General features: G+C 38.7%; 25 protein-coding genes, 1 pseudogene and 1 other annotated feature. Of the genes and pseudogenes, 18 read left to right on the top strand and 8 right to left on the bottom strand.

Annotated features, from left to right (window positions below; genetic code table 11):
* The first annotated feature begins 42 nt into the window (after nt 1-42).
* The 3 genes and pseudogenes from ACP3VS_RS06055 (at nt 43) to ACP3VS_RS06065 (ending at nt 2,637) form a co-directional block, all read left to right on the top strand.
* A complete protein-coding gene (locus tag ACP3VS_RS06055; RefSeq protein ID WP_012294979.1) occupies nt 43-984 on the top strand; it encodes a ring-cleaving dioxygenase in 942 nt (313 codons plus the stop codon).
* Nucleotides 985-1,000: 16 nt separating this feature from the next.
* Entirely contained in the window at nt 1,001-2,056 is a 1,056-nt protein-coding gene (locus tag ACP3VS_RS06060; RefSeq protein ID WP_426388460.1) for an LLM class flavin-dependent oxidoreductase, read from the top strand.
* 15 nt (nt 2,057-2,071) lie between these two features.
* A pseudogene (locus ACP3VS_RS06065) lies at nt 2,072-2,637 on the top strand (NADPH-dependent FMN reductase).
* Nucleotides 2,638-2,694: 57 nt separating this feature from the next.
* Here the strand turns inward: ACP3VS_RS06065 and ACP3VS_RS06070 are convergent.
* Both ACP3VS_RS06070 and ACP3VS_RS06075 read right to left on the bottom strand, forming a co-directional pair.
* The gene (locus ACP3VS_RS06070; RefSeq protein ID WP_207889228.1) at nt 2,695-3,159 is read right to left on the bottom strand and encodes a DUF2691 family protein; all 465 of its coding nucleotides are present in this window, start codon (nt 3,157-3,159) and stop codon (nt 2,695-2,697) included.
* Between the two features lie 109 nt (nt 3,160-3,268).
* A complete protein-coding gene (locus ACP3VS_RS06075; RefSeq protein WP_426388461.1) occupies nt 3,269-4,294 on the bottom strand; it encodes a DUF2332 domain-containing protein in 1,026 nt (341 codons plus the stop codon).
* Nucleotides 4,295-4,695: 401 nt separating this feature from the next.
* Here ACP3VS_RS06075 and ACP3VS_RS06080 point away from each other — a divergent pair, with 401 nt between their 5' ends.
* Nucleotides 4,696-4,974 carry a DUF1450 domain-containing protein gene (locus tag ACP3VS_RS06080; protein WP_080717362.1) on the top strand — a complete coding sequence of 93 codons (279 nt, stop codon included), beginning with the start codon at nt 4,696-4,698 and terminating at the stop codon, nt 4,972-4,974.
* Nucleotides 4,975-5,030: 56 nt separating this feature from the next.
* Here ACP3VS_RS06080 and namA read toward each other — a convergent pair whose 3' ends face one another.
* Both namA and proC read right to left on the bottom strand, forming a co-directional pair.
* Nucleotides 5,031-6,041, bottom strand: coding sequence for an NADPH dehydrogenase NamA (gene namA / locus ACP3VS_RS06085; protein WP_012294973.1), 1,011 nt, complete (start codon nt 6,039-6,041; stop codon nt 5,031-5,033).
* Between the two features lie 48 nt (nt 6,042-6,089).
* The gene (gene proC, locus ACP3VS_RS06090) at nt 6,090-6,893 is read right to left on the bottom strand and encodes a pyrroline-5-carboxylate reductase (RefSeq protein WP_426388462.1); all 804 of its coding nucleotides are present in this window, start codon (nt 6,891-6,893) and stop codon (nt 6,090-6,092) included.
* A 46-nt stretch (nt 6,894-6,939) separates the two neighbouring features.
* Nucleotides 6,940-7,153, bottom strand: a binding site (T-box leader).
* Between the two features lie 86 nt (nt 7,154-7,239).
* On the opposite strand from proC, the gene ACP3VS_RS06095 reads away from it, so the two are divergent.
* The 13 genes from ACP3VS_RS06095 (at nt 7,240) to ACP3VS_RS06155 (ending at nt 18,983) form a co-directional block, all read left to right on the top strand.
* Nucleotides 7,240-8,229, top strand: a complete 990-nt coding sequence (locus tag ACP3VS_RS06095) for an MBL fold metallo-hydrolase (RefSeq protein WP_051889523.1) — start codon at nt 7,240-7,242, stop codon at nt 8,227-8,229.
* An 8-nt stretch (nt 8,230-8,237) separates the two neighbouring features.
* Nucleotides 8,238-8,987 carry an SDR family NAD(P)-dependent oxidoreductase gene (locus tag ACP3VS_RS06100; RefSeq protein ID WP_426388464.1) on the top strand — a complete coding sequence of 250 codons (750 nt, stop codon included), beginning with the start codon at nt 8,238-8,240 and terminating at the stop codon, nt 8,985-8,987.
* A gap of 73 nt (nt 8,988-9,060) precedes the next feature.
* The gene (locus ACP3VS_RS06105; RefSeq protein ID WP_426388465.1) at nt 9,061-9,855 is read left to right on the top strand and encodes a MerR family transcriptional regulator; all 795 of its coding nucleotides are present in this window, start codon (nt 9,061-9,063) and stop codon (nt 9,853-9,855) included.
* An 86-nt stretch (nt 9,856-9,941) separates the two neighbouring features.
* A complete protein-coding gene (locus tag ACP3VS_RS06110; RefSeq protein WP_012294967.1) occupies nt 9,942-10,751 on the top strand; it encodes a CPBP family intramembrane glutamic endopeptidase in 810 nt (269 codons plus the stop codon).
* A 350-nt stretch (nt 10,752-11,101) separates the two neighbouring features.
* Complete coding sequence (locus ACP3VS_RS06115; protein WP_036162036.1) at nt 11,102-12,295, top strand: argininosuccinate synthase; 1,194 nt, start codon at nt 11,102-11,104, stop codon at nt 12,293-12,295.
* An 80-nt stretch (nt 12,296-12,375) separates the two neighbouring features.
* On the top strand, nt 12,376-13,758 hold the full coding sequence (gene argH / locus ACP3VS_RS06120; RefSeq protein ID WP_031416256.1) for an argininosuccinate lyase: 1,383 nt from the start codon (nt 12,376-12,378) through the stop codon (nt 13,756-13,758).
* Between the two features lie 1,137 nt (nt 13,759-14,895).
* A complete protein-coding gene (locus ACP3VS_RS06125) occupies nt 14,896-16,179 on the top strand; it encodes an alpha/beta hydrolase (protein WP_180276564.1) in 1,284 nt (427 codons plus the stop codon).
* A gap of 11 nt (nt 16,180-16,190) precedes the next feature.
* The gene (locus tag ACP3VS_RS06130) at nt 16,191-16,505 is read left to right on the top strand and encodes a DUF3784 domain-containing protein (RefSeq protein ID WP_012294961.1); all 315 of its coding nucleotides are present in this window, start codon (nt 16,191-16,193) and stop codon (nt 16,503-16,505) included.
* Nucleotides 16,506-16,749: 244 nt separating this feature from the next.
* Nucleotides 16,750-16,893, top strand: a complete 144-nt coding sequence (locus ACP3VS_RS06135) for a hypothetical protein (RefSeq protein ID WP_012294959.1) — start codon at nt 16,750-16,752, stop codon at nt 16,891-16,893.
* A 266-nt stretch (nt 16,894-17,159) separates the two neighbouring features.
* Entirely contained in the window at nt 17,160-17,312 is a 153-nt protein-coding gene (locus ACP3VS_RS06140; RefSeq protein WP_004231380.1) for a YpzG family protein, read from the top strand.
* Nucleotides 17,313-17,446: 134 nt separating this feature from the next.
* A complete protein-coding gene (locus ACP3VS_RS06145) occupies nt 17,447-17,983 on the top strand; it encodes a hypothetical protein (protein WP_031416254.1) in 537 nt (178 codons plus the stop codon).
* 54 nt (nt 17,984-18,037) lie between these two features.
* Complete coding sequence (locus ACP3VS_RS06150; protein WP_012294955.1) at nt 18,038-18,265, top strand: hypothetical protein; 228 nt, start codon at nt 18,038-18,040, stop codon at nt 18,263-18,265.
* Nucleotides 18,266-18,551: 286 nt separating this feature from the next.
* On the top strand, nt 18,552-18,983 hold the full coding sequence (locus tag ACP3VS_RS06155; protein WP_012294954.1) for an NUDIX hydrolase: 432 nt from the start codon (nt 18,552-18,554) through the stop codon (nt 18,981-18,983).
* A gap of 51 nt (nt 18,984-19,034) precedes the next feature.
* Here ACP3VS_RS06155 and ACP3VS_RS06160 read toward each other — a convergent pair whose 3' ends face one another.
* The 3 genes from ACP3VS_RS06160 to mscL form a co-directional block, all read right to left on the bottom strand.
* Nucleotides 19,035-20,195 (bottom strand): aminotransferase class I/II-fold pyridoxal phosphate-dependent enzyme, encoded by a 1,161-nt coding sequence (locus ACP3VS_RS06160; RefSeq protein ID WP_012294953.1) that lies wholly within the window; start codon nt 20,193-20,195, stop codon nt 19,035-19,037.
* A gap of 2 nt (nt 20,196-20,197) precedes the next feature.
* Nucleotides 20,198-21,313, bottom strand: a complete 1,116-nt coding sequence (locus ACP3VS_RS06165) for a methionine biosynthesis PLP-dependent protein (RefSeq protein WP_012294952.1) — start codon at nt 21,311-21,313, stop codon at nt 20,198-20,200.
* Nucleotides 21,314-21,637: 324 nt separating this feature from the next.
* Nucleotides 21,638-22,027 (bottom strand): large conductance mechanosensitive channel protein MscL, encoded by a 390-nt coding sequence (gene mscL / locus ACP3VS_RS06170; RefSeq protein WP_426388466.1) that lies wholly within the window; start codon nt 22,025-22,027, stop codon nt 21,638-21,640.
* A 193-nt stretch (nt 22,028-22,220) separates the two neighbouring features.
* On the opposite strand from mscL, the gene ACP3VS_RS06175 reads away from it, so the two are divergent.
* Nucleotides 22,221-22,919 carry a lytic transglycosylase domain-containing protein gene (locus ACP3VS_RS06175; RefSeq protein ID WP_031416249.1) on the top strand — a complete coding sequence of 233 codons (699 nt, stop codon included), beginning with the start codon at nt 22,221-22,223 and terminating at the stop codon, nt 22,917-22,919.
* A gap of 35 nt (nt 22,920-22,954) precedes the next feature.
* On the opposite strand, the gene ACP3VS_RS06180 is transcribed toward ACP3VS_RS06175, so the two are convergent.
* Nucleotides 22,955-23,212: a GlsB/YeaQ/YmgE family stress response membrane protein gene (locus tag ACP3VS_RS06180; protein WP_004231402.1), complete on the bottom strand. Its 258-nt coding sequence runs from the start codon at nt 23,210-23,212 to the stop codon at nt 22,955-22,957.
* Nucleotides 23,213-23,689: the final 477 nt, after the last annotated feature.

The following is a 23,689-nucleotide window of genomic DNA, read 5'->3' on the forward strand; positions in this document are numbered from 1 at the left end:
CTATCACTTGCTTAGTCAAGTGATTTCGAGGAGGAGCATACAATGAACAAATTAAGTGGACATCATCATATTTCGATGCTAACGAAAAATGGCAAACAAAATAATCATTTTTATACTAAAATTTTAGGGTTACGACGTGTAAAGAAAACCGTGAATCAAGACTCCCCATCCATGTATCACTTATTTTATGGGGACTTAACAGGGTCGGCGGGTACAGAATTAACATTTTTTGAGATGCCTGTTGCGGGACGTACTGTGCGAGGAACCAATGCGATAACACGTATTGGTCTACTTGTACCAAGCTATGAGAGTTTACTTTATTGGAAATTTCGTTTCCAAGAGCTAAAGGTAGAACATAGTGACATCTCCACATATGCGGGGAAAGACGCCTTATTTTTTGAGGATCATGAAGGGTTGAGAATGGTGTTATTAAACCATCATGGTCAAGAAACACCAGCGCAATGGCAACCATGGGATGGCAATGAAATCCCTGAAGAGCATCGCATTTTAGGGATGGGTACAGTTGAAATGACGGTGCGTTATCTACAACGGACAGTGAATTTACTACAAGATTTATTTCACTATACCGTTGTTGCAGAAAATGACCAAGAGGCAGTTCTGCAATCGATAGAGGGGGAAGTGCTTGGAGAGATTCTTGTCAAAGAATTAGAAGGACCAAGTGAAAAACCAGGTAAAGGAAGTATCCACCATCTTGCTATACGTGTAGCAACGGTCGATGAGCTACTAGAATGGGATACAAAAATTAAAGAGCTAGGTTTAACTAGCACAGGTGTTGTCGATCGTTATTATTTCCAAAGTCTTTATTTTAGAGATCGTAACGGAATTCTATTTGAAATGGCGACAGATGGCCCAGGGTTTACGGTAGATTCCTCGGTAGATGAACTAGGAAAAGAGCTAGATCTTCCACCATTTTTAGAAGAAAAACGAGCAGAAATTGAAGCGATTTTAGAGCCGCTTGAATAAGGAGAGGTAATTCATAATGGAAAAATATCGTATTGATCAATCACAAGGACTTGAATTTGGGCTGTATTCTTTAGGAGACCATATTCCCAACCCATTAACAGGAGAACGAATTTCTGCGCAGCAACGACTAAAAGAGCTGGTTGAAGCTAGCCAATTAGCGGAGCAAGCAGGCATTGATGTATTTGGAGTTGGTGAAAGTCATCAATCTTATTTTACAACACAGGCACATACTGTTGTGTTGGGGGCTATCGCGCAAGCAACTTCTAAAATTAAACTATCCAGCTCTGCCACTGTGTTAAGTGTTTCAGATCCTGTGCGTGTTTATGAGGATTTTGCAACCATTGATTTATTATCAAATGGTCGTGCCGAAATTGTGGCGGGACGCGGATCACGAGTAGGAGCATACCATTTGCTTGGTGTAGATTTACAAGATTATGAAGAACTTTTTGAAGAAAAATTAGAGCTACTTATGAAAATCAATGATGAAGAGCTTGTGACATGGGAAGGCCAATTCCGTGCCCCACTTCATAATGCTCAAATATTACCGCAGCCAAAAAACGGCTCTTTACCGATTTGGCGTGCAGTTGGTGGGCCGCCAGCGAGTGCGATAAAAGCAGGGTATATGGGAATTCCCATGATGTTAACGACTCTAGGTGGGCCCGCTGTAAACTTTAAGCCATCTGTTGATGCTTATCGAGAAGCGGCAGAGCGACAAGGTTTTGTTCCAAATGAATTGCCAGTTGCCACAACAAGCCTGTTTTATGTAGCAGATACAATAAAAGAGGCATTACAAGGGATGTATCCACATTTAAACGGTGGTTTCCAAGCGATTCGTGGGGGAGGCTATCCTAAACAACAATTTGCTCAAGCTACAGATACACGAGATGCCTTAATGGTCGGTAGTAAAGAACAAATTATTGAGAAATTACTCTATCAATATGAATTATATGGGATGCAGCGTTTTATGGCACAAATTGATTTTGGCGGGGTCCCATTCGATAAAATCATGAAAAACATTGAAATCATCGGCAACGATATTATCCCAGCAATGAAAAAATATACAGCAAAATAAGGAGTGTACCATCATATGAAGATTGTCGCACTTGCCGGTTCCATTATTGGCTCAAAAACAAGAACAGCGATGCATAAATTTGCCGAGATTGTCCAAAAAAATACCCGGAGCATGAAGTGACGCTTCTCGATCTTGCTAACTATCAACTAGTATTTAGTGATGGACGTAATTACTTTGACTATGAGGGCGATACGAAATATGTCACAGAAACGATCATGGCTGCGGATGCTATTGTCATTGGGACGCCAACATTCCAGGCTTCTATTCCAGCAACATTGAAAAATATCTTTGACCTATTACCAGTCAATGCCTTTCGCGATAAAGTAGTCAGCGTCATTGTTACCGCAGGGACGTCAAAGCACTATTTAATGGTGGAGCAGCAATTAAAGCCTATTCTTGCCTACATGAAGGCCCATATTGTGCCAACCTATGTATTTATAGAAGAAAAAGACTTTTTACGCAAAGAAATTGTCAATGATGATGTCCGTTTCCGTCTTGAACGATTAGCAGAGGATACTGTAATGGTAACAGACGCATTTGCAGAAATTCGTGCGAAAAAAGATGCTGAATACGATTTTTAAAGAGTAGTAGAAACGCTGTGTCACTAGGCTGCCACAGCGTTTTGTAGATGATGATCTTTATCCCCATACCGTTAAACAAAAACGTGTATCATTTTCATCAGTAATCAATTGAATGTTTGTATAATAGGAAGCTGTTGCACGTTCGAACAACTTATCAATAATAGATTCTTCTTTGACAAAAAGGGATACATAGCTTGAATCAATGATTAATAGTACCATTTCACATGAGCTTTTTAAAAAATCTTCATAGCTTTTAATTTCCACAACATCTTCACGTTGAGGAAAGGCTTTCAAGTCAGCAAATATTACATAGTATTCATCAACTGATATACAGTTTAAAAATGATAGGCCATTTAAAATGGTATCATCGGGGAAAAGGTTTGCACCAAGTGTTCCATTCTCTATCTTGTAAGATTCTCCAGGTCCTATAGACCAATGCCAAGTCGCACTAATTAGATTTGTTAAAATATCCAATATATATCTGCCATATTCATTTTTTATTTCAAAGCTAATTCCTCGCATTTTAACGTCCTTTCTACTGATGAATCGATTTATAAGGTTTAAATTGAAGGCGCTCCATAACCACAACTGCATAGAAAAAAACACGCATCTCTTGGTTTCAGTAGCCACCTTAACTATTTGACCATTGAAACCATCGTCCATGGCCGTCAGGACGTTCCATTGTCCGAATAGATTGTATGGTGCCCTGATTCAGAAAATCCTGGTGTAGCTGTACGTCAAATAAATTGTTATAGCAATGGTAGAGTGGGCGTTTCATGCTAATCTCTTTTAATTGCTCTATTAATGAATGTCGTGATTCGAGTGACATTTGGTTGGCAACATGTGTATGATAAACGACTAACATGGCTTCTTCCTCAATGGTTTGACTGATCTCCTTTATTAGTTGGATTGCATCACCCTTTATTAACTGAATTTCTAATTGACTGAAGATAGGGAGAGCTTCATTTAACAACAATCGACGTTCGTGGTGTTCAGGCCAGATTAAAGCTTGCAGCCATTGACTTTCTTTCTTTTGTCGGAGATCAATGGGATTTAAATCGATGCCAATCCTTTGGTAAACAACGGGTGGCTTTGACACAGACTTAGGAAGTGTTTCCCCTCGGTTTTCTGAAGATATGATACTTCCATTGTTCGTATTGTTAATGGATAATTGATGATTGTAGCAATAATTGTAGTGATCCATACCAAGCTGAAGTCCAGCACTTGCTCCTATTTCTATGAAGGCCAATGGTCGCTGGTGCTTGTGATAAATGTCAGTCATCATAGGATAGAGGTAGGCACAACGTCGAATTTCATTGGTTTGGACAAGTTTTTCTTGAAATAATGACTTTAATTGTTTTGCATGATCCATCACAAATGCTTTGAAGACAGGGTAAACCCCTTGAATGGGATGTGGAGTTGCCGTAAAAGACGCGTAATACTTAGCTAAAGGATCTTTCAAGGAAATCAATAAATATTGAACAGCTGCCAACAATAGATTGGGTGCTGGTTGATTTGGTGGAATCAGGGAGGCAATCTCCAATAGCTCCTCATCCGCAGCCATTTTATTAGCTAAATGTTCATACAGAGGGCTAGAGTTCACGCATTCCTGTTCGGCAAAAAGTCGAAATTGACGACTTAATGTAGCATAAGACATGTATATCTCTCCTTTTGCACATCTATTTATTTTTCAGTCTAATAGTATTGTATAATTTAGTAAATTAAATATATGTTTTAATGAAAAAATAGTAATCATGAAGCATGGAGTATAAATCGTGACAGTCCTTTATTATAGCGGCTCAAACTTGTAATTTCCGAACAGGACACAAAAACTTCATCTTTCACAGCTACGTATTTCAACAGTTGGAGAGACGTTTTAATATTGTGCCATTTGAAGATTTTTCATTGCCAAATGTACCCGTATACTTGTTCTATAAAGAGTCGACGAAAGTCTCAAATCGCCTATTAGAGTTACTACGCACTAGAAATTATTTATAATTCACATGATGTTCAAAAATGAGAAAGATCAGAGTGAAATATTTGTAAGGGGGAATAAACATGGTATTTTCTCTTTTTAAAAAGAAGAAAGATTCACAGCCATTAAAAAATAGAGTCGAGTTTTGCATGACGAATTTATCGCTTGGTGCCGCAGATGCATATGATGTTTTGTTAGAACGTGATGATTTTGACATCGAGGAGTCGGGGTGTACATCGCATTGTGAAATCTGTGAGCAAGGTATTTTTGCTATAGTTAATGGAGAAATCATCACTGCGGATGATGCGGCGGCATTAATAGAGGCTATTGATGAAGAAATAAAGCAAAATCCACTTTTCTAATTAAATAATTAAAAACAGCTTGTGAACGCACAAGCTGTTTTGTTATGGAAATAAGTTTACCAACCACGGACATATTGTACGGGTGGTTGTAGTTCTTCACTTAATTCTTTAGCTGCATGGAGCGGCCAATACGGTTCACGGAGTAAAACACGAGCTAAGAAAATTAAATCTGCACGGTTATTTTGTAAAATTTCTTCGGCTTGAATGGCTGTTGTAATAAGGCCTACTGCGCCAGTAGCGATATCAGCCCCATGTTTGATGGCTTCAGCATGAGAAACTTGGTATCCTGGAAAGACATTGATAGTAGCAGGGACAACGCCACCTGTTGATACATCTACTAAATCTACTCCTTGTGATTTCATCCAGCGGCTAAAGACGATGAAGTCATCCATTGTAGTGCCATCTTCTGCGTAATCTTCTGCAGAAACACGTACCAATAATGGCCCATCCCAAACACTGCGAATGGCATCAATAATTTGGCGTAATATGCGATAGCGATTTTCCTGTGAGCCACCATATTGATCTTCTCGTTTGTTCGTAGCAGGCGATAAAAATTCACTAATTAAATAGCCATGTGCCCCATGAATTTCGAGTACATCAAAGCCTGCCTTTGCCGCACGAATAGCAGCAAGTTTGAACGCTTCAATCACATGTTGAATGTTCTCTTCAGACATGGCTGTAGGTGTTTGATAGTCTGAACTAAAGGCAATGGCTGATGGGGCAAAAATTTCGCCCTCTACGGTTGCTTTACGTCCAGCATGACCAAGCTGGATGCCTGTTTTAGCCCCATATGCTTTCATACCCTCTACTAATTGACGTAAGCCATCAATATGCGCGTCATCCCAAATGCCTAAATCTTTATTGGAGATACGACCTTCTGGAACAACACCAGTAGCTTCTAAAATGATTAATCCTACTTGCCCAGCTGCCCTTGTCGCATAATGGACTTGATGGAAAGGTGTGACCAGACCATCATCCTCAGCTGAGTACATACACATGGGTGCCATGACAACACGATTTTTTAAGGAAATGGATTGTAATTGATAAGGTTCGAATAATTTACTCAAAATAAAGCCCCCTAATTCCTAGTGATAAACTCTATTTTGCACCGAATGTTATCCTTTTGCAAGTGAACGAGATCGTGCTACAGCTTCTTTGATACAAGCTTCAATCGCCTTATTAAATTGATATTGCTCTAGCGCTTGAATTCCAGCCTCTGTTGTCCCGCCAGGGCTTGTTACTTTTTTGCGTAGAACATCTGGTTCATCTAAGGATTGCTTGAGCATTTCGGCAGTACCTGCAAGTGTTTGTGTCATCAATAATCGTACGGTATCTTTAGATAGGCCTACCTCTGTCCCTACACGCTCGAACGCCTCCATTAAATAATAAATATAAGCAGGGCCACTACCTGAAAGGGCTGTGACTGCATGTAATTGATCCTCATCGACTTCAATAACAGAGCCAACAGCCTCTAATAACTGGAGAAAAAGAATACGCTGTGCAGTAGACACTTCGTTATTGAATGAAATGCCACTTGCGGACATACCAATAGTGGCAGACGTGTTAGGCATCACCCGTGCGACTGGACGGCTCCCTAAAAGTTCAGTAATCGTCCCAATGCCAATACCCGCTAGAATCGACAGAATCGCAGACTGTGCTGTAATTTTGGGTTTTAACTCACGCATCGCTGCAATTGCGTCTTTTGGCTTCATCGCCAAAATAATTAGATCTGCCTGACGATAAATGGCCTGATCAAACATGCAGTGGATGCCATATGTTTCTTGTAAGAAATGCAGACGTTCTTTATCAGAGCGATTGGTGACGTAAATTTCCTGTGGTGAAAATACCTTTTGCTTTATCCACCCTTGAATCAATGCCTCTGCCATTGAGCCCGCACCGATAAATAAAATTTTTTTCATGAATAAAACCTCCAGTTCAAAATAAAAAAGCGCTCTCGTCCTTATTTAGAAGGACGAAAACGCTCTTGTTTCCGCGGTACCACCTTTGTTTGCCAATATTGGCACAACTCTTAGCCCTCTTATCGCAAGGGAGACGGTTATGTTTGCATAACTGCTCAGAAATAGGTTCGGTAATGGGAGTGGGTGATGTTACTCTCAGCAAATGTAACACTCTCTAACACCTTCACCAATTACGTACTCGGCTTCTTCAACGCACATTAATAATTAGATTATTCAAAATTATAGTGATGGAAAAGCAACCTGTCAACAGGAAGATGACGAAAACAGAAAAAACTTGTAAAATAGAATGAATCAGTATTCACTAGCGAGTAAAAAGGGGGAGACAACTTTGTCTATATACAAAATAGAAATACCAACACCCTATGAAGTAGGAGATGTCAATGCATTTATTGTGAAAGGTGATGCACTTAGCATTTTTGATGTTGGACCAAAAACAGTAGAAGCCTATGATGCTCTGAAATGGGGGATTCGCGCTGCGGGCTATGATATGCGAGATATTGAACAAGTTGTACTCACCCATCATCACCCTGATCATGCGGGATGGGTCGATGCTTTTCCATATGCTGAAATTTTAGGCCATGCCTATAATGATAAATGGCTTCGTCATGACGAAGAGTTTTTACGTTATCACGAGCAATTTTACAGTACATGTTTATTTGAACATGGGGTGCCACAAGAGTATATTGCTAAAAGCGTGCATGTACGTCGTGAATTAGAGCTTGTAGGAGAACGTCCATTGACACAAATTTTGACCGATGGAGATGAAGTACCTGGGCATCCAGGATTAAAGGCAATTGAAACATTAGGGCATGCACAAAGCCATTTTATTTTTTGGGATGAACAAACACATCATGTGATTGGCGGAGATTTATTACTTGAAAAAATCACGCCCAATCCTTTAATTGAACCACCATTAGATCCTTCATTGGGACGTACAAAGTCATTATTACAATATAATGAATCCCTCGAAATCTTACGCCAATTGCCTGTCAAAATGATGTATACAGGACATGGGGCTGAACTACAAGACATTCCGATATTAATTGATAAACGACTAGAAAGACAGCATCAGCAATCCATGAAAGTTTGTGAATTACTAGGGGATGATCAATTAACGGTTGTGCAAGTGACGAAACGATTGTATCCAGCTATCTTCCAGCATATGCTTGGATTAACCTTGTCTAAAACGTTGGGGCATTTAGATTATTTAGAGGCAAATAATTATATTACTTCATCGAAGACAGAAGAAGGTATTTATTTATTTAAAAGAAAGTAGGACTATATATGAATAGGAAGACGATCTTCGTAACAGGGGCCACAAGTGGTGTAGGCTTAAAAATAACAGAGTTGCTAGTAGCCCAAGGTCATAACGTTTATGCCACAGGCCGCAATGCTGTAGCATTAAAAGTTTTAGAACGTTTGGGAGCCAAAGTCATCCAAGCTGATTTAACCCATTTACATACACTCGACGCTGTTTGTGCCCAGCTTCCTCCTATTGATGTCGCCATCCTTTCAGCTGGTGTTGGAAAGTTTGCTGAGGCTCCTAAGTTAATGGATGAAGATATTGCACAAATGATTGAATTGAATATTGGTGTACCCATTTATCTTGCTAAACGGTTAGCTTCCACGATGATGAAGCGAAATCAAGGGCATTTGATTTTTATTGGTTCACAGGCTGGCAAGGTCGCCACTCCGAAAGCAAGTGTTTATGCAGCTACTAAACATGCAATTGTAGGATTTACCAATGGACTACGCATGGAGCTTGCACCATATCATGTAAAAGTAACAGCCATTCACCCTGGTCCAATCGATACACCATTTTTAGACAAGGTCAATGATCAAAGTGGCTATCGCGCATCTTTAGGCAGATTTTTATTATCAGCTGATGAAGTAGCACAGGCGACAATTAAAACAATTGAACGCCCAGTTCGAGAGGTCAACCTCCCAAAAATCATGGGGCTGTCGAGTAAACTGTATGCATTGGCACCTGCAACAATTGAGTTCCTAGGGAAGTCATTCTTCCATAAAAAATAATGAACATCTAGCTGTAAACATGTTCTTGGCATGTCTACAGTTTTTTCATACTGGCAAAGAAAAGGGGGGTAATATGTATACAATTGGACAAGTGGCAAAATTTTTAGGCATTTCTAGAGATACGATCAAATATTATGAGGAAAAGGGATTGGTCAAGCCTCACCAAAATAGCGAAAATGGCTATAGAACGTATAATCAATTGGATATTTATAATTTGACAACCGTCAATTTTTATCGAGAATTGGATTTAGAAATTAAACGAATACAAGAAGTGAGAAAGGGCATGAGCATAGAGGGAATCCAACTCGTATTGGAGGAGAAAGAACAACAAGTGTTAGAGGAGATAGCCTATAAAAAACTACTGTTAAAAAAACTCCAAAATGCTAAAGAAGATTGCCAAAAAATTCAACAATATGTAGGTACCTTTAAGATAAAAGAAATGAAACCTCTAGCCATGTTAGGCGTAATAGACCATTATACAGCTTATGAAGAGTATGACGCACTCAAAGAAAATACAGACAGTTTAAAAAAAGCGGTGATCCTGACATCATTAAGAAGGGTCATTCACTTTAATGAACAGGGCATGCAGAAAGATAAATTTATGATTGTGCGAAAGCTAGAAGAAAACGAGAAAACATTAGAAGAGCAAGTTTTATATCATCCTAAATGTTTATATACGGTAATTGAAGACGGAAGATGGTCAACCGGGGGCAAAAATACAGATGACCAAGTGGAAGCGACTATTAGAAGAGTAGCAAAAGAAAATGGCTATAAACTTTTAGGTCTCGTTTATATTAACTTATTACTAGCGACTTACGAGGGAGGGTTAGAACGAATTTTTTTAGAAATGTATGTCCCAATAAAATAGAGTGATGGCCAGAAATATGTATTGACCTGTGAGCAACCCCCAGGTTTAAGCTGAAGGTATTCAGAACGAAACGGGGGATTTATTATATGAACAGAAAAAAGAAGCTAAAAAGACCAGTAGCAAGCTTCGTTATCCTCACTAATATCATCTTTTTACCACTTTTTTGCCTTGTAGGCGCTGTCAAAATGCTAGGGCTTCCTACATGGGTATTCGATATAGTCCGCTGTCTATCAGCATGGTCATCGACTTTTGCCTTTGCCATACTATTTCCAAAAATTTATCCAGGGCAGCACTTTTTACATTTCGTGAAACAAAAATTTAAACATCAACTCCAATTTTCTGTCATTCTTTCTGTCTTGCTCATTCAAGGCACCATCTTTATCATCATCTTACTTCTAGCTATGAATCATGCTGAAGCTGACGCAATTTTTACTATTTCATCCTGGGGAATGCTTAGTTATTATTTCTTTAAAAATCTGTTGTCAGGACCTATAGGAGAAGAATTAGGGTGGAGAGGCTTTGCCTTGCTTGAGCTTCAAAAGAAATATGGGTCATTACAATCTGCGATTATCATAGGATTTTGGTGGGGGATTTGGCATTTACCGATTTGGTTTACAACTGGATTTACAGGGTTGGAGCTACTGAAATACATCGTATTCTTTATGCTTTCCATCATTTCTACGACCATCATTATGACAGCCTTCTATTCAATTAATCAAAATTTAATAATTCCTATAATCATTCATCAATTCTTCAATTTTTTTATTGGCATAATAAACGAGAATTTAATTATTTTAATGATGTATAACGCTATCCTGTATTCAATAGCAGCCTTTCTACTTATACTGATGAATCCAAAGAAGGTTTGGTCAAATAAATCTATCCAATGCAAGTAAACGCGTAGATTTCCATTACGCGTGGTCGAGCTGTTCCAAGCAATAGTTCGTTTTTTTATCCAGTAATAGCGGCGCACAAGAATCCAATTTATACATTGGATTCTTTTTTGTTGTAATTTATATAGTATACATTTATGTCTATAGTAGAAAAGTGTTTTTTCGAGTGAATATCATTGATTTTCTTCAGAGTGATGTATGGATAAACTGACTTTTTATAAGAAAAATAAAAGTCTATTAATTTATAAAAATACGCTTGTTTTTATTTTTATAACATGATACTATTCGTGTATAAACTTTTAATTGAATGTATAAACATACATATCTATAGAGCAATGGAGGCGTATTTAATTATGGCAAATAAAAAGGTTGTACTAGCATATTCAGGTGGACTTGATACTTCGGTCGCAATTCCATGGTTAAAAGAACAAGGTTGGGACGTTATCGCAGTATGTCTTGACGTTGGTGAAGGGAAAGATCTGGAGTTTGTAAAAAACAAAGCTCTACAAGTAGGAGCGATTGAATCTTATATGGTGGATGCAAAGGATGAATTTGCTGAAAACTATGCATTAATTTCATTACAAGCACACACATGGTATGAACAAAAGTATCCATTAGTGTCGGCTCTTTCTCGTCCATTAATCTCGAAAAAATTAGTTGAGATTGCGAACCAAGTAGGTGCGGATGCTGTAGCTCATGGTTGCACAGGAAAAGGAAATGACCAAGTACGTTTTGAAGTTTCTATTAAAGCATTGAATCCTGATTTAGAGGTATTAGCACCAGTACGTGAGTGGGGCTGGAGCCGTGATGAGGAAATCGAATATGCGATGAAACATAATGTACCTATTCCTGCGACATTAGATTCTCCATTTTCAATTGACCAAAACTTATGGGGTCGTGCGAATGAAGCGGGCATTATGGAAGATCCATGGGTATCTCCACCAGAAGAAGCTTATGGCTTAACGGTTTCAGTAGAAAATGCACCAAATGAAGCAGAGTACGTGGAAATCGAATTCGTGGCTGGTAAACCAGTTGCTTTAAACGGCAAAGAAATGAAGCTTGCTGATTTAATACAGGAATTAAACGCAGTAGCAGGTGCACATGGCATTGGACGTATCGATCACGTTGAAAATCGTTTAGTCGGTATTAAATCTCGTGAGGTTTATGAAATTCCTGGTGCTAAGGTGTTGTTAACGGCTCATAAAGAGCTTGAGGATTTAACACTTGTCAAAGAATTAGCCCACTTCAAGCCAGTCATTGAGAAAAAACTATCTGAATTAATTTATGATGGTTTATGGTTCTCTCCATTACGTGATGCACTTGAGGCATTCCTTACCCAGTCACAGCAATATGTGAATGGTACAGTGCGTGTGAAATTATTCAAAGGGCATGCCATTGTAGAAGGACGTAAATCACCAAATTCACTATACAATGAAAAATTAGCCACATATTCTAAGGAAGATCAATTCAACCACGCTTCCGCTGTAGGCTTTATCGAACTATGGGGTCTACCAACTGTAGTGAACTCAGCTGTTAATAAAAAGTAATCGTAATAAGCAGGGTGGGGTGAAGCATTTGTGCTTGACCTACACCTTTTGAAAAGTAATAAAGGAAAAGGTGAGCTGACATGACAAAACTATGGGGTGGACGTTTCCAAAAATCAGCAGAAGCATGGGTAGATGAATTTGGTGCATCCATTGGCTTTGATCAACAACTTGTGCTAGAGGACCTTGAAGGTAGTGTTGCACATGTCACAATGCTTGGCGCAACAGGGATTTTACCATCAGCTGACGTACAGGCCATACTGAGTGGTCTTGCCCAACTGAAAGATAAGGCAATAGCAGGTGAGCTTGAATTTAGCATTGCTAATGAAGATATACATTTAAATTTAGAAAAGATGCTCATTGATTTAATTGGTCCTGTTGGTGGCAAACTTCATACAGGGCGTAGCCGCAATGACCAAGTTGCGACGGATATGCATCTATTTTTGAAAAAGCGTGTCCAGGAAACGATTGATTTAATTGCTACATTCCAACAAACTTTATTAGTCCAAGCCGAGGAGCATATTGAAACGATTGCACCTGGCTATACACATTTACAACGAGCTCAGCCCATTTCATTTGCCCACCATTTAATGGCTTATTTTTGGATGCTAGAGCGTGATAAGCAACGCTTCACAGAATCCATCAAACGCATTGATATTTTGCCATTAGGGGCAGGAGCGATGGCAGGGACAACATTCCCAATAGACCGTTTAAAATCAGCAGAATTGCTTGGGTTTAGTGAGGTTTATGCCAACTCGATGGATGCTGTAAGTGACCGTGACTTTATTGTAGAATTTTTAAGTAATGCATCCTTGTTAATGGCTCATTTATCGCGCTTTGCTGAGGAAATCATTTTATGGTCTACAGATGAATTTAAATTTATTGAATTGGATGATGCCTTTTCAACAGGTTCTTCCATTATGCCACAAAAGAAAAATCCCGATATGGCTGAGCTCATTCGAGGCAAAACAGGGCGTGTTTATGGAAATCTAATGGGCTTGTTAACGGTTTTAAAGGGAACACCATTAACGTACAACAAAGATATGCAAGAAGATAAAGAAGGCATGTTCGATACAGTGCATACGATTCTTGGCTCTCTGAAAATCTTTGAAGGTATGGTTCGTACGATGACCGTCAATACGGATCGCTTACAGCAGGCTGTCCATGCTGACTTTTCGAACGCAACAGAGCTAGCTGATTACCTTGCTACAAAAGGTATGCCATTCCGTGAAGCACATGAGGTAACAGGTAAACTTGTCTTCACTTGTATTCAAAAAGGCATTTACCTATTAGATTTACCATTGGATGAGATGAAGCATGAAAGCGAGTTAATTGATTCGGATATTTACGATGTGTTAGCGCCAGAAGCGGCCGTTCGACGTCGTCACTCTCTTGGGGGCACTGGCTTTGACCAAGTCAAAATTCAAATTGAAAAAGCCCAAGCTTGTCTAGTTGCCCAACATTAATTTTGCGTGCATGTCCTCGTGACCTTTGCATAGATATTCATTAAAGCTGTCCTGTGAGGCACTATGAAAACCTTATCCTTTTTCAACAGAGCCAGTGGGTGACGTGAAAAAGAGTACCTTACATACGTGAAGGACAATCCCCAATTCTGGAGACGCGGAATTGGGGTTTTTGTATAAAAACGTGGTGGGAGGAACAAAATGATGGGTGATGAATCGATTAAACAATAGATGACAAAGGAAGATGCAGCAAAGGTGACGGAATCCAATGCGTTAGCAGATGTAGAGTTGGTTTACGGAAAATGATTGGATTTCGCTGCACGATCAATCAGGACTTAATGACTGTTGCTGCACGCCACAAGACCAAAATACAAATTCACCATGGCTGGCATAGTTTCTTAGCCAAAGAAAACATTATAATCATGCATAAACAGAATGGCAATGGTTCATAATAAGACTGGAAACACTTATTCATCTAAACTGATGGGGAGGATGCAGAATGAGTAATAGTCAAACACCCAAAGACCAAGAATCTCAGGAAAGTCCGCCACAGCTGTGGAGGGTTGAAGCTTCTTAATACTTAAGGCTAAAGGTGAAGCAGAGATCTGTTTCACTGTAGATTAAGGTGAAGCGTAAACCATTCCAGTAAAAAATCAACTAGAAGCAATAAGTGTCCATGGATCCAGAATTATTCTGGGTCCTTTTTTATTGCTGCTTTTCAATGGGGGAAGATAACAAAACGGACACCAAAAAATAGCTACATTTGACAACGAAAAAAATCTGTACTACTCTTAGTAGAACAGATTCTACTTTGTTACAATTAGTTAATCTATATACCTATTAGGGTGGCAAGTACCAGGTGTTTAAAAAAAGAGCCATGACAAATTTGTCCTTGTTTATTTTAAAACAATGGAGGTAGGGGTATTATGCTTATAAATAGTAGGCATTTTTGATGCTATGGCACTACCATTTCACGATTGCAAGGGGCATTTTTTTGACAGTACATAAGATACATCCTCGTTAGTTCAAAAAATAAGGCATTGGTTGGATAGTTAATTATGCTAACAAATAGTGTTTATGAATCAGTATGGCAGTATTGCCAAAAATATTGGTAATTTTCACATAGGGAGGGAGATTGTATTGAAGAAATTGTTTGTGTTATGCTGTACGCTTTTACTTTTAGCTGGCTGTGGGCAAAAGGGAGTGATTGCAGAAAACAATGAAACAAAGGGGGGAAGTGCCATGAGCGAACAGTTTATTGGAAAATGGGAAGGCAATATTGAAACACCGAATGGACAGCTACCAATCATTGTTGATTTACAGAAAGATGGTGGTACTCTATCCGTGCCAGCACAGGGAATATCCAATTTTCCGTTGAAGAGTGTGAAATATACAGGTGATCAGGTAACTGTGTCCATTCAATTAAATGGCTCATTTATAGATATTGATGGTACATTCAAAAATGAACAAATTGAAGCAACATTTCAACAAAATGGGGGGACATTCCCACTTATCTTAAAAGCATATAAAGAGGAACCAGTCACCTACGATACATTAAAAATTCCAGTTCAGCAAGGTGACCTAATGGTGGCTCTTCAAAAAGCTAATACAACATCTCCATCACCAGTTGCAGTTATTATAGCTGGCTCTGGGCCAACAGATAAGGATGGTAATTCAGTTTTAGCTGGTAAAAATAATAGCTTAAAAATGATTGCTGAAGGTTTAGCTCAGGAGGGCATCACAACTGTACGCTATGATAAGCGCGGTATTGGGGATAATCAAGCACTCTTGACAAAAGAAGAAGATGTGACGTTTGACCAATATGTGGAGGATGCAGTGAAAATCATTCAATCCTTGCAGGCTAATAAAGCCTATACAAATATTCATGTAATTGGGCATAGTGAAGGTTCATTAATTGGTTTATTAGCTGCTCAACAAACAGGAGTAGAATCCTTTGTTTCGATTGCGGGTGCTGGGCGTCCAATGGATGAAGTATTGATGGAGCAATTAAAAAGTCAACTAGCACCAAATTTATTCAAAGAATCCAAGGACATTTTGAAAGCTCTTAAGCAAGGAAAGCAAGTAGAAAGTATTTCGCCAGAATTACAAGCAGTCTTCCGTCCTTCTGTACAGCCATTCCTTATTTCAATGTTCAAGTATAATCCAGCCGTAGAGCTTGGGAAAGTAAAGAGTCGTGTACTACTTGTGCAAGGAACGACTGATTTACAAGTGAAGGAAGTCGATGCAGAGGCATTAAAGAAAGGTAACGCTAATGCAAAGCTTCTTTATATGAAGGGGATGAACCATGTGTTGAAAAAGGCACCAGAAGACTATGCCGCGAATTTAGCAACCTATGCAGATCCAACACTTCCATTACATGAGGATTTACTACCGACTATTCAACAATTTATTCACGGAAAGTAGGCTGATTCACTGTGGGTGTCTTTGTATATTTAATCATTATGCTCCCGTTTCTTAGCTTTGCCCTTGTATTATCGCAGGGGAAAGGGATATTTTTAATTGCTGGCTTTAACACCATGTCATCAGATAAAAAAGATAAATATGACGAAGTAGCACTTGCAAAATTTATGGGGAAGATGATGTATGGCTACTGTTTTTGTGTACTTTTATGGGTGCTGAATGAAATATTTCAAACACAGTGGTTATTTATTGTAGGTCTTATTCTTTTCGTAGTACTTACGATGTTTTTAATGATTTATATGAACACGGGCAATCGATTTAAAAGATAAAATTATAAAAGGGGCTTGATCGCAAAAGCGATTTTGTATGAGAATCATTATTATTTATCAGAAATTCTGTTAAACAAGAGCGATGTCAATGGTAAAACTAGAAGGAGTGCTTGAGGGAAATTAGTAGCATCGAATATACGAATTTAAGTAGAACCTATGAAGCATGGTTCTCAAGAAGTTCGTATGCATTTAGAGGGGCAAATTCGTCATTATGCTGATCAAGTTGGTACAGCACAGGTAATTTATGAATACGGTACTAGTCGTCATCAATGGTAAAGCTAGTGCCGACTTAGTTGAACGTTTAGCGATTGAGCATTTTGATGCCGAAGCCTATCATTTAGACGTTCCAACAAGGGGTGGCGAGGATTTCAGCTTTTTATTGAAATGAAGTGCGAGGCTGTTTTGCATTAGTAGGCGCTGGAAATACTGAAAAAGCTACTCGTTGGGCACATCATATGGTCATTTTAATATTGACGAAGATGGTTTACGCATTGAAGCAGAATGAGATGTGCAATATGCCTTAACTTGACTAAAAGAAAATAAATAATAGGAAAACCATAAGCGACTATTAGAGGGGTTGTATAATTCCATCCTAGCTGGTCATAATATAAAAGATTTCACTTATGAAATCTATAATGATGAGGAGGATGAAAAATGAGTAGGTTCGAACAATTAGACCCCAAATCTCAAAAAATCCACCGCAACTGGTCAAGGATTAAGCGATCAAAATCGCAAGTAAACGGGGAAACGGAGATAACCCTTCATAACCGTCTCTTGCGAAGCGAAGCAAAGGCCCGTCAGTTTTAATCATGCTAGAAAAGTAAGTGTCATCAAGTCCAGAAAAATTTCTGGGCTTTTCTTTTTGTGTAAAATTTCATTAAATTATAATACGGTATAAGATGTATGAGGATTTTATCGAATAAAAAAGGGGAGAAGCAAACATGAATAATCCTATTCCTACCTACTTACAGTATTTTGCCAAAAGGATTCAACCATCAGAAGTGGTCGAATCACAATTACAGCTTTGCTCTAGTTCAAATAACACACAATTTGAAATTTGGTACTATGGTGATTTATTAACCTTAGAAGGAGAGGTTTTACCATTCATTTCAGGTTCGACTGCTAAAATAATTGCCAAGGACCCTTTGTCAGCAGAGGAGATTTTACTTTTTGATGCGACTCTACATGGTTATAATGCGTTGTTTTGCGATGACTATACTGAAGAACATCGTAGCAACCGTCCTCTTCAGCAATATAATATGCCCGCCACTGAAGTTGTCTTATCATTTTTCTACAATATTGATTATGACGAAGAAGCAGATGACTATGAGGTGGATAAACAAGGAAATGTTCAGTTAATGAATGGTAAAATAACAGACTGGGAGACGGTAAAAAGAAATGGCTATGATGCATTTATTTTTTATTACAAGAAAGAGGATGGTACGTTATTAGCATTTGCACAAGAAGAATTAGCATAGCGTGATAGGAATCAAATTAGATGCAACTGATTTATTTATATCGAGCCAAATGGTATGGTAGGCTTGCATGAAGTCCCTGAACCACCATTATTGATTGTTATCCGAGGTGAAGGCTGGGTTTGTGGTGAGGGTGGAAATAGTGTCGATATTCAAACAGGAGATGATGTTCTTTGGAGACAAGGACAAGCACATGAATCTGGCAGTACAAGAGGATTAACAGCACTTGTTATTCAGGGCAAACAAATTAATCTTACATCAATAAAAGTGTGGGAAAAGCACTAGGCAACGCAGAATCCTATGGTTGAAAAATATACGTCAATCGTTGCCAGATAAAAATATTCCAATGAGACCCATTGAAATCGGTGACAGAAGCGATTTGTATGACACAGTCTGATGTTTCGTGAGGTATGATTCCTTCATATGTATGATGCCAGCCTTGACTGGTCATTTCTTGTACAAAAGTAATGTCATTTTCTTGCATCTAACGTATAATAAGTGTCAACACTTTTCACCTGCTATTCCAATTTTTGTATTTATGTAACACACAATTAGATAGGGGGAAGACTTCATGCAAGTAGTTGAAAAAGCATTTGGCTATATTACGAGAGAGCATGAGGAACAAATTCAAGTTCTCGTCTTTGAACAAAATACAATAGGGGCAGGTATTCAAGTTCCCAAAGGTACGATAGAAGAAGGAGAAACACCATTAGAGGCCGTAAAGAGGGAGATGTTGGAGGAGACAGGCCTAACAACACTTGTTGTCCAAGGGCTTATTGCACAGGATTATTTTAACCATCCATCAGGTGTTTTACAGAAACGCTATTTTTATCATTTAACCACTTCTGAGGAAACAAGGGAAACCTGGCAACATCATCCTACGGGTATGAATGAAGCAGATTTACTTTTTTCTTTTTACTGGATATCAGCTGAGCAAGATACTAAGTTAGCTAAGGGGCATGGCGATTATTTATATCGCGTGTTGGCTAAGGTGAAGTATTGAGCATGCAGAAAAACCGCGTCATTATGGGCGCGGTTTTTAACGTCTATTCCATTATGCTTTTGCAGCGACCTCTAAAGCTTGTGCGAAATCGGCTATTAAATCATCTACATGCTCGAGTCCTACAGAAAAGCGTAGAAGTCCATCTGTGATTCCGCGTTTGGCACGTTCCTCAGCCTCCATAGCGGCATGGCTCATCTTTGCTGGATACGAAAGAATGGATTCTACACCACCGAGTGAGACAGCGAAAACTGGAATTTTCATTGCCTCGACTAAAGCTTTTGCGGAAGCATAGTTCGGTAAGCGGAAGGATAAAACAGCTCCAGAGCTTGTACTTTGACGCTGATGGATGTCATAACCTGGATGTGACGAGAGGCCAGGGTAGTAGACTTGTTCAACCAGTGTATGTGTTGCTAAAAACTCAGCAATTTTTTGAGCAGATTGTGCAGAACGGCTAAAGCGTACATCTGTCGTTTTGATGTTCTGCAAGAGTGTGAATGAATCCTGTACTCCTAAAATATTGCCAAATGAATTTTGGATAAAGTATAAGTCCTCTCCTAGCTTTTCGTCAGCAGTTACTGTTAATCCTGCAATAATATCAGAATGCCCTGATAAAAACTTCGTCGCACTATGAATCACGACATCAACACCAAGCTCTAACGGGCGTTGATGTAATGGAGTCATAAAGGTATTATCCAAAAATGTGAGGCATTGATGTTGTTTGGCCAGTTCTACTACACCACGAATATCAGTAATGCCTAACGTTGGATTAGATGGTGTTTCTATATAAAGCAGCTTAGTAGTCGGTGTTATAGCGGCCTCCACGGCTGCTAAATCTGAGAAATCTACAAAAGTATGGGAAATCCCAAAACGCGGTAAAACCTTCGTCACAAAACGATATGTTCCACCATAAACATCTTCTGTCATCACGATATGATCGCCCTGTGACAACAGCATTAAAGCACCTGAAACAGCAGCAATCCCTGAGGAAAAGGCATGGGCACGTACTCCACCTTCAAGCTCTGCTATCGCTTTTTCTAGAGCATCGCGCGTAGGGTTACCTGAACGAGCATAATCATATTCGCCAAACTCATCTATACTCTCTTGGTGGAAAGTAGAGGAAAGATATATAGGAACATTGACTGCTCCTTTTTTATTTGAGTAGCCATCACGGACACCCGCGTGAATGAGGCTAGTTTCAATATGTTGCTTCATAATTATGCCTCTTTTCTAAGGATATCAAATACTTGTCGTAAGTCTGCAATTAAATCTTCTGCTTCCTCGATCCCAACTGAGAAACGTAGTAAACGATCGCAAACTCCTCGTTCAACTCGTTCTTCATAAGGCATATCTGCATGTGTTTGAGTAGCTGGGTAGGTAATAAAGCTTTCTACACCACCAAGACTTTCTGCAAAAGTAATTAACTTTAAGTTACGAAGGAATGGGTCAATCCATTCAGGCTTTTGTAAGCGGAATGACAGCATACCACCTTTTCCTGTGTAAAGGACGTCTGTAACTAGTGCCTCTTCCTCTAAATAAGCAGCAATAGCTTTGGCATTGGCATCATGTTGCTTTAAGCGAAGGTGCATTGTTTTTAAGCCGCGAATAAGTAACCAAGAGTCCATAGCACCAAGAACCATGCCGCTACCATTATGAATAAAACCAATGCGTTCAGCTAATTCGGTACCTTTAGCCACTACGATTCCAGCTAAGACATCATTATGTCCGCCAATATATTTTGTTGCAGAGTGAAGCACAATGTCTGCTCCCAAATCAATAGGGCGTTGGAAGTATGGTGTATAGAATGTATTATCAACAATTAGCAATGCACCATGCTTATGTGCAAGCTCAGCATATACTTGTAAATCAAATTCCTGCATAAGCGGATTCGTTGGTGTTTCGATGAATAATGCACGTGTATGTTCATTTATTAATGCTTCTACCTGTTCAACCGATTCAAATTTTGAATAAACAGGCTTGATATTATATGTCTCTTGGAAGAAGTTAAATAGTCTATATGTACCGCCATATAAATCATCTGGCACCACTAATTCATCGCCTGGTTTAAAAATGGATAATACTAATTGAATGGCAGCCATCCCAGAGCTACAGGCAAAGCCCATATCGCCACCCTCTAAATCAGCAAAGCCTGCTTCTAAAAGAGCACGAGTTGGATTTTTTGTGCGTGTGTAGTCAAAGCCTGTGGATTCCCCGATTCCAGCATGTTTATAAGCAGTCGATAAATGAATAGGTGGACTAACTGCTCCCGTGGTTGGGTCACTTAAATTGCCTAGTTGTACAAGTTTTGTTTCAATGCTTCTGTTTAATGTCATGACGTCACTCTTTTCTCCATTATGATGAAAAGCATGCTATTCGCTTTTCATTTAATAATAGTAATCTCAATAATTGTTACCAATTTAACATGGATATTCAAGAAGAACAAGGGTGATTTCAGAAAATTAGCTAGATTATTTTATGTTAATCACGTAGGAATAGTAGGGAATGGTGGGGGATAGATAAATACCGGTTCTACCAAGGAGGCTTTATGGTAGTATATAATTATTTATGGAGCAGAGGGGAAGCCTTGTGAGTATGTTTCTTTCAAATTAAAAAGAATCTGCCCCATCAGAATGAGACAGATTCAATCTAGTGATAGATTAGGCTTGTTCTTTTTTTAATAAATCGCGGATTTCTTTTAGGAGTTCTTCCTTAGCATCCAGTTCAGGAGTGGGTTCTTCCACGACAGCTTCTTCCTTTTTATTGGTAAGCTTCGTCATAATTCGTAAAGACATAAAAATGGCAAATGCAATAATTAAAAAGTCAATAATTGATTGTAAAAATACGCCTAATTTGATTTGTGCGTCACCTGAGCCGTAGACAAAGCTTGCTGTTAAATCAATACCACCTGTTAACACACCGACTAATGGCATAATGATATTTTCAACTAAGGAGGTAACAATTTTACCGAAAGCACCACCAATGACAACTGCCACTGCTAAATCGATAATATTGCCTTTCATCGCAAATTCTTTAAAGTCTTTCCACAAAATAAAATTCCTCCCTATTATTATCCTTAAAATTAATCAATTTGTATTTTACTATATTTTTCCCAAGTCTTTCAACTGCTTTCGTAGTGGAAATGATGTCCTATGATGCTAGGTTGTATGACATAAAAAAATTCACTACTTTTTTCGAAAAATTTGGTAATATGGAAGTAGAATACTAGATTAGGTGTGACTTATGGCTAAAAAAAAGAATAACAAACCGATGTTATCACCCGCCACAAAATTGGGTATGATAGCATTATTAATACCAATAGCAATAACCGTATATGTCCTTACTTTTTTCGCTTGGAAGGAGCTTCAAACCTTACCGATTTTTGAAAAGCTTGCCCAGGAAAAGGCCATAGAAGAAATTCAGGAGCAATTTGATATAAGCATTCCTGAGAAATTTATTCCCGTTTACATAGCAGCGGAGGAAAAGTATGGTGTACCGTGGACCTTACTTGCTGCACATCATCGCATTGAGACTCGTTTTTCTACGGTAAAAACAATGGTATCGTCAGCGGGAGCAGAAGGGCATATGCAATTCATGCCTTGCACATTTGTTGGTTGGAAGCATCCTACTTGTTCAGGTTTAGGGAAGGGAAACATTTCCAAAAACGAGTTGATGAGCCCGCAAACCATTGCGAAATATGGGGGCTATGGTGTTGATGCAAATGGGGATGGTATAGCAGATCCATATGACATAGAGGATGCAGTCTTTAGTGCAGCGAATTACTTGTCGAAATATGGTGCAGCAAAAGGAGAGATTAAAAAGGCAGTTTTTCAATATAATCACAGTGAGGAATATGTGGAAAATGTGTTGCATTACTATCAATTGTACAACGCTTATCATGATGAGTTAAAAGCGGCAGTTCTTTTACATCAAGAAAAATAAAGAGCCATCACATTGGATGGCTCTTCATCGCATATTTAAGTCGCTTTACGCATACCTTTTAGAATAAGGCTTACGATAAATATCAGCACGATAGCACCGATTAAAGCAGGGAATACGTAGAAATCACTAACTCTCCAACCCCAGTTCCCTAAAACCATACTACCAATCCAAGAACCGACAATCCCTGCAATAATATTACCGATGATACCACCAGGAACATCCTTACCTAAAATTACGCCTGCTAACCATCCAAGAATCCCTCCGATGATTAAATACCAAATGAAACTAATCATAATTTTCATCTCCTTAAAGTTAAGATATAATGGCGATTACTTAGTTATACCCTGAATGAAGCAGATTAAACGTTGCCATCTTTTTTAGTAATAATTACATGCTTTTATCAGGCTGTCGTTAAACCTTGCAGCTCTTCACCATGTCGATGAATCGTTAGCTAAAGTGACAGCCAAATCATCTGCATAAATTGTTGCAAAAATGCCTACATTACATAGAACAGCTTTTATATAATACATACACCGATTATCGCTTACTTCTATAGTATGTTTGCGCCTTCAAATCGTACCTAAAATACGTTCACCACCTTTCGAAATAAATGAATGAGCCTTTTCTAAAATTATTTGCAAAAACAGTCTATTCATTCGTAAAAATATTTTTGACTCATCTCCTCAATCGCCCATCCATAATTTGATGTAGCACATTCCTTATAGGAAGTCTTTTTAAATGGGTAATTTTATATTGTTTGAATAGTTTGA

The sequence above is a fragment of the Lysinibacillus sp. VIII_CA genome, from assembly GCF_049943995.1.
Taxonomy (GTDB): domain Bacteria; phylum Bacillota; class Bacilli; order Bacillales_A; family Planococcaceae; genus Lysinibacillus; species Lysinibacillus pinottii.

Excerpts from the sequence above, each read along its gene's own strand:
- ACP3VS_RS06055 (WP_012294979.1), top strand. The coding sequence starts at position 43 with ATGAACAAATTAAGTGGACATCATCATATTTCGATGCTAACGAAAAAT.
- ACP3VS_RS06060 (WP_426388460.1), top strand. The coding sequence starts at position 1,001 with ATGGAAAAATATCGTATTGATCAATCACAAGGACTTGAATTTGGGCTG.
- ACP3VS_RS06070 (WP_207889228.1), bottom strand. The coding sequence starts at position 3,159 with ATGCGAGGAATTAGCTTTGAAATAAAAAATGAATATGGCAGATATATA.
- ACP3VS_RS06075 (WP_426388461.1), bottom strand. The coding sequence starts at position 4,294 with ATGTCTTATGCTACATTAAGTCGTCAATTTCGACTTTTTGCCGAACAG.
- ACP3VS_RS06080 (WP_080717362.1), top strand. The coding sequence starts at position 4,696 with ATGGTATTTTCTCTTTTTAAAAAGAAGAAAGATTCACAGCCATTAAAA.
- proC (WP_426388462.1), bottom strand. The coding sequence starts at position 6,893 with ATGAAAAAAATTTTATTTATCGGTGCGGGCTCAATGGCAGAGGCATTG.
- ACP3VS_RS06095 (WP_051889523.1), top strand. The coding sequence starts at position 7,240 with ATGAATCAGTATTCACTAGCGAGTAAAAAGGGGGAGACAACTTTGTCT.
- ACP3VS_RS06100 (WP_426388464.1), top strand. The coding sequence starts at position 8,238 with ATGAATAGGAAGACGATCTTCGTAACAGGGGCCACAAGTGGTGTAGGC.
- ACP3VS_RS06105 (WP_426388465.1), top strand. The coding sequence starts at position 9,061 with ATGTATACAATTGGACAAGTGGCAAAATTTTTAGGCATTTCTAGAGAT.
- ACP3VS_RS06110 (WP_012294967.1), top strand. The coding sequence starts at position 9,942 with ATGAACAGAAAAAAGAAGCTAAAAAGACCAGTAGCAAGCTTCGTTATC.
- ACP3VS_RS06115 (WP_036162036.1), top strand. The coding sequence starts at position 11,102 with ATGGCAAATAAAAAGGTTGTACTAGCATATTCAGGTGGACTTGATACT.
- argH (WP_031416256.1), top strand. The coding sequence starts at position 12,376 with ATGACAAAACTATGGGGTGGACGTTTCCAAAAATCAGCAGAAGCATGG.
- ACP3VS_RS06135 (WP_012294959.1), top strand. The coding sequence starts at position 16,750 with ATGAATACGGTACTAGTCGTCATCAATGGTAAAGCTAGTGCCGACTTA.
- ACP3VS_RS06140 (WP_004231380.1), top strand. The coding sequence starts at position 17,160 with ATGAGTAGGTTCGAACAATTAGACCCCAAATCTCAAAAAATCCACCGC.
- ACP3VS_RS06145 (WP_031416254.1), top strand. The coding sequence starts at position 17,447 with ATGAATAATCCTATTCCTACCTACTTACAGTATTTTGCCAAAAGGATT.
- ACP3VS_RS06150 (WP_012294955.1), top strand. The coding sequence starts at position 18,038 with ATGGTAGGCTTGCATGAAGTCCCTGAACCACCATTATTGATTGTTATC.
- ACP3VS_RS06155 (WP_012294954.1), top strand. The coding sequence starts at position 18,552 with ATGCAAGTAGTTGAAAAAGCATTTGGCTATATTACGAGAGAGCATGAG.
- ACP3VS_RS06160 (WP_012294953.1), bottom strand. The coding sequence starts at position 20,195 with ATGAAGCAACATATTGAAACTAGCCTCATTCACGCGGGTGTCCGTGAT.
- ACP3VS_RS06165 (WP_012294952.1), bottom strand. The coding sequence starts at position 21,313 with ATGACATTAAACAGAAGCATTGAAACAAAACTTGTACAACTAGGCAAT.
- ACP3VS_RS06175 (WP_031416249.1), top strand. The coding sequence starts at position 22,221 with ATGGCTAAAAAAAAGAATAACAAACCGATGTTATCACCCGCCACAAAA.
- ACP3VS_RS06180 (WP_004231402.1), bottom strand. The coding sequence starts at position 23,212 with ATGATTAGTTTCATTTGGTATTTAATCATCGGAGGGATTCTTGGATGG.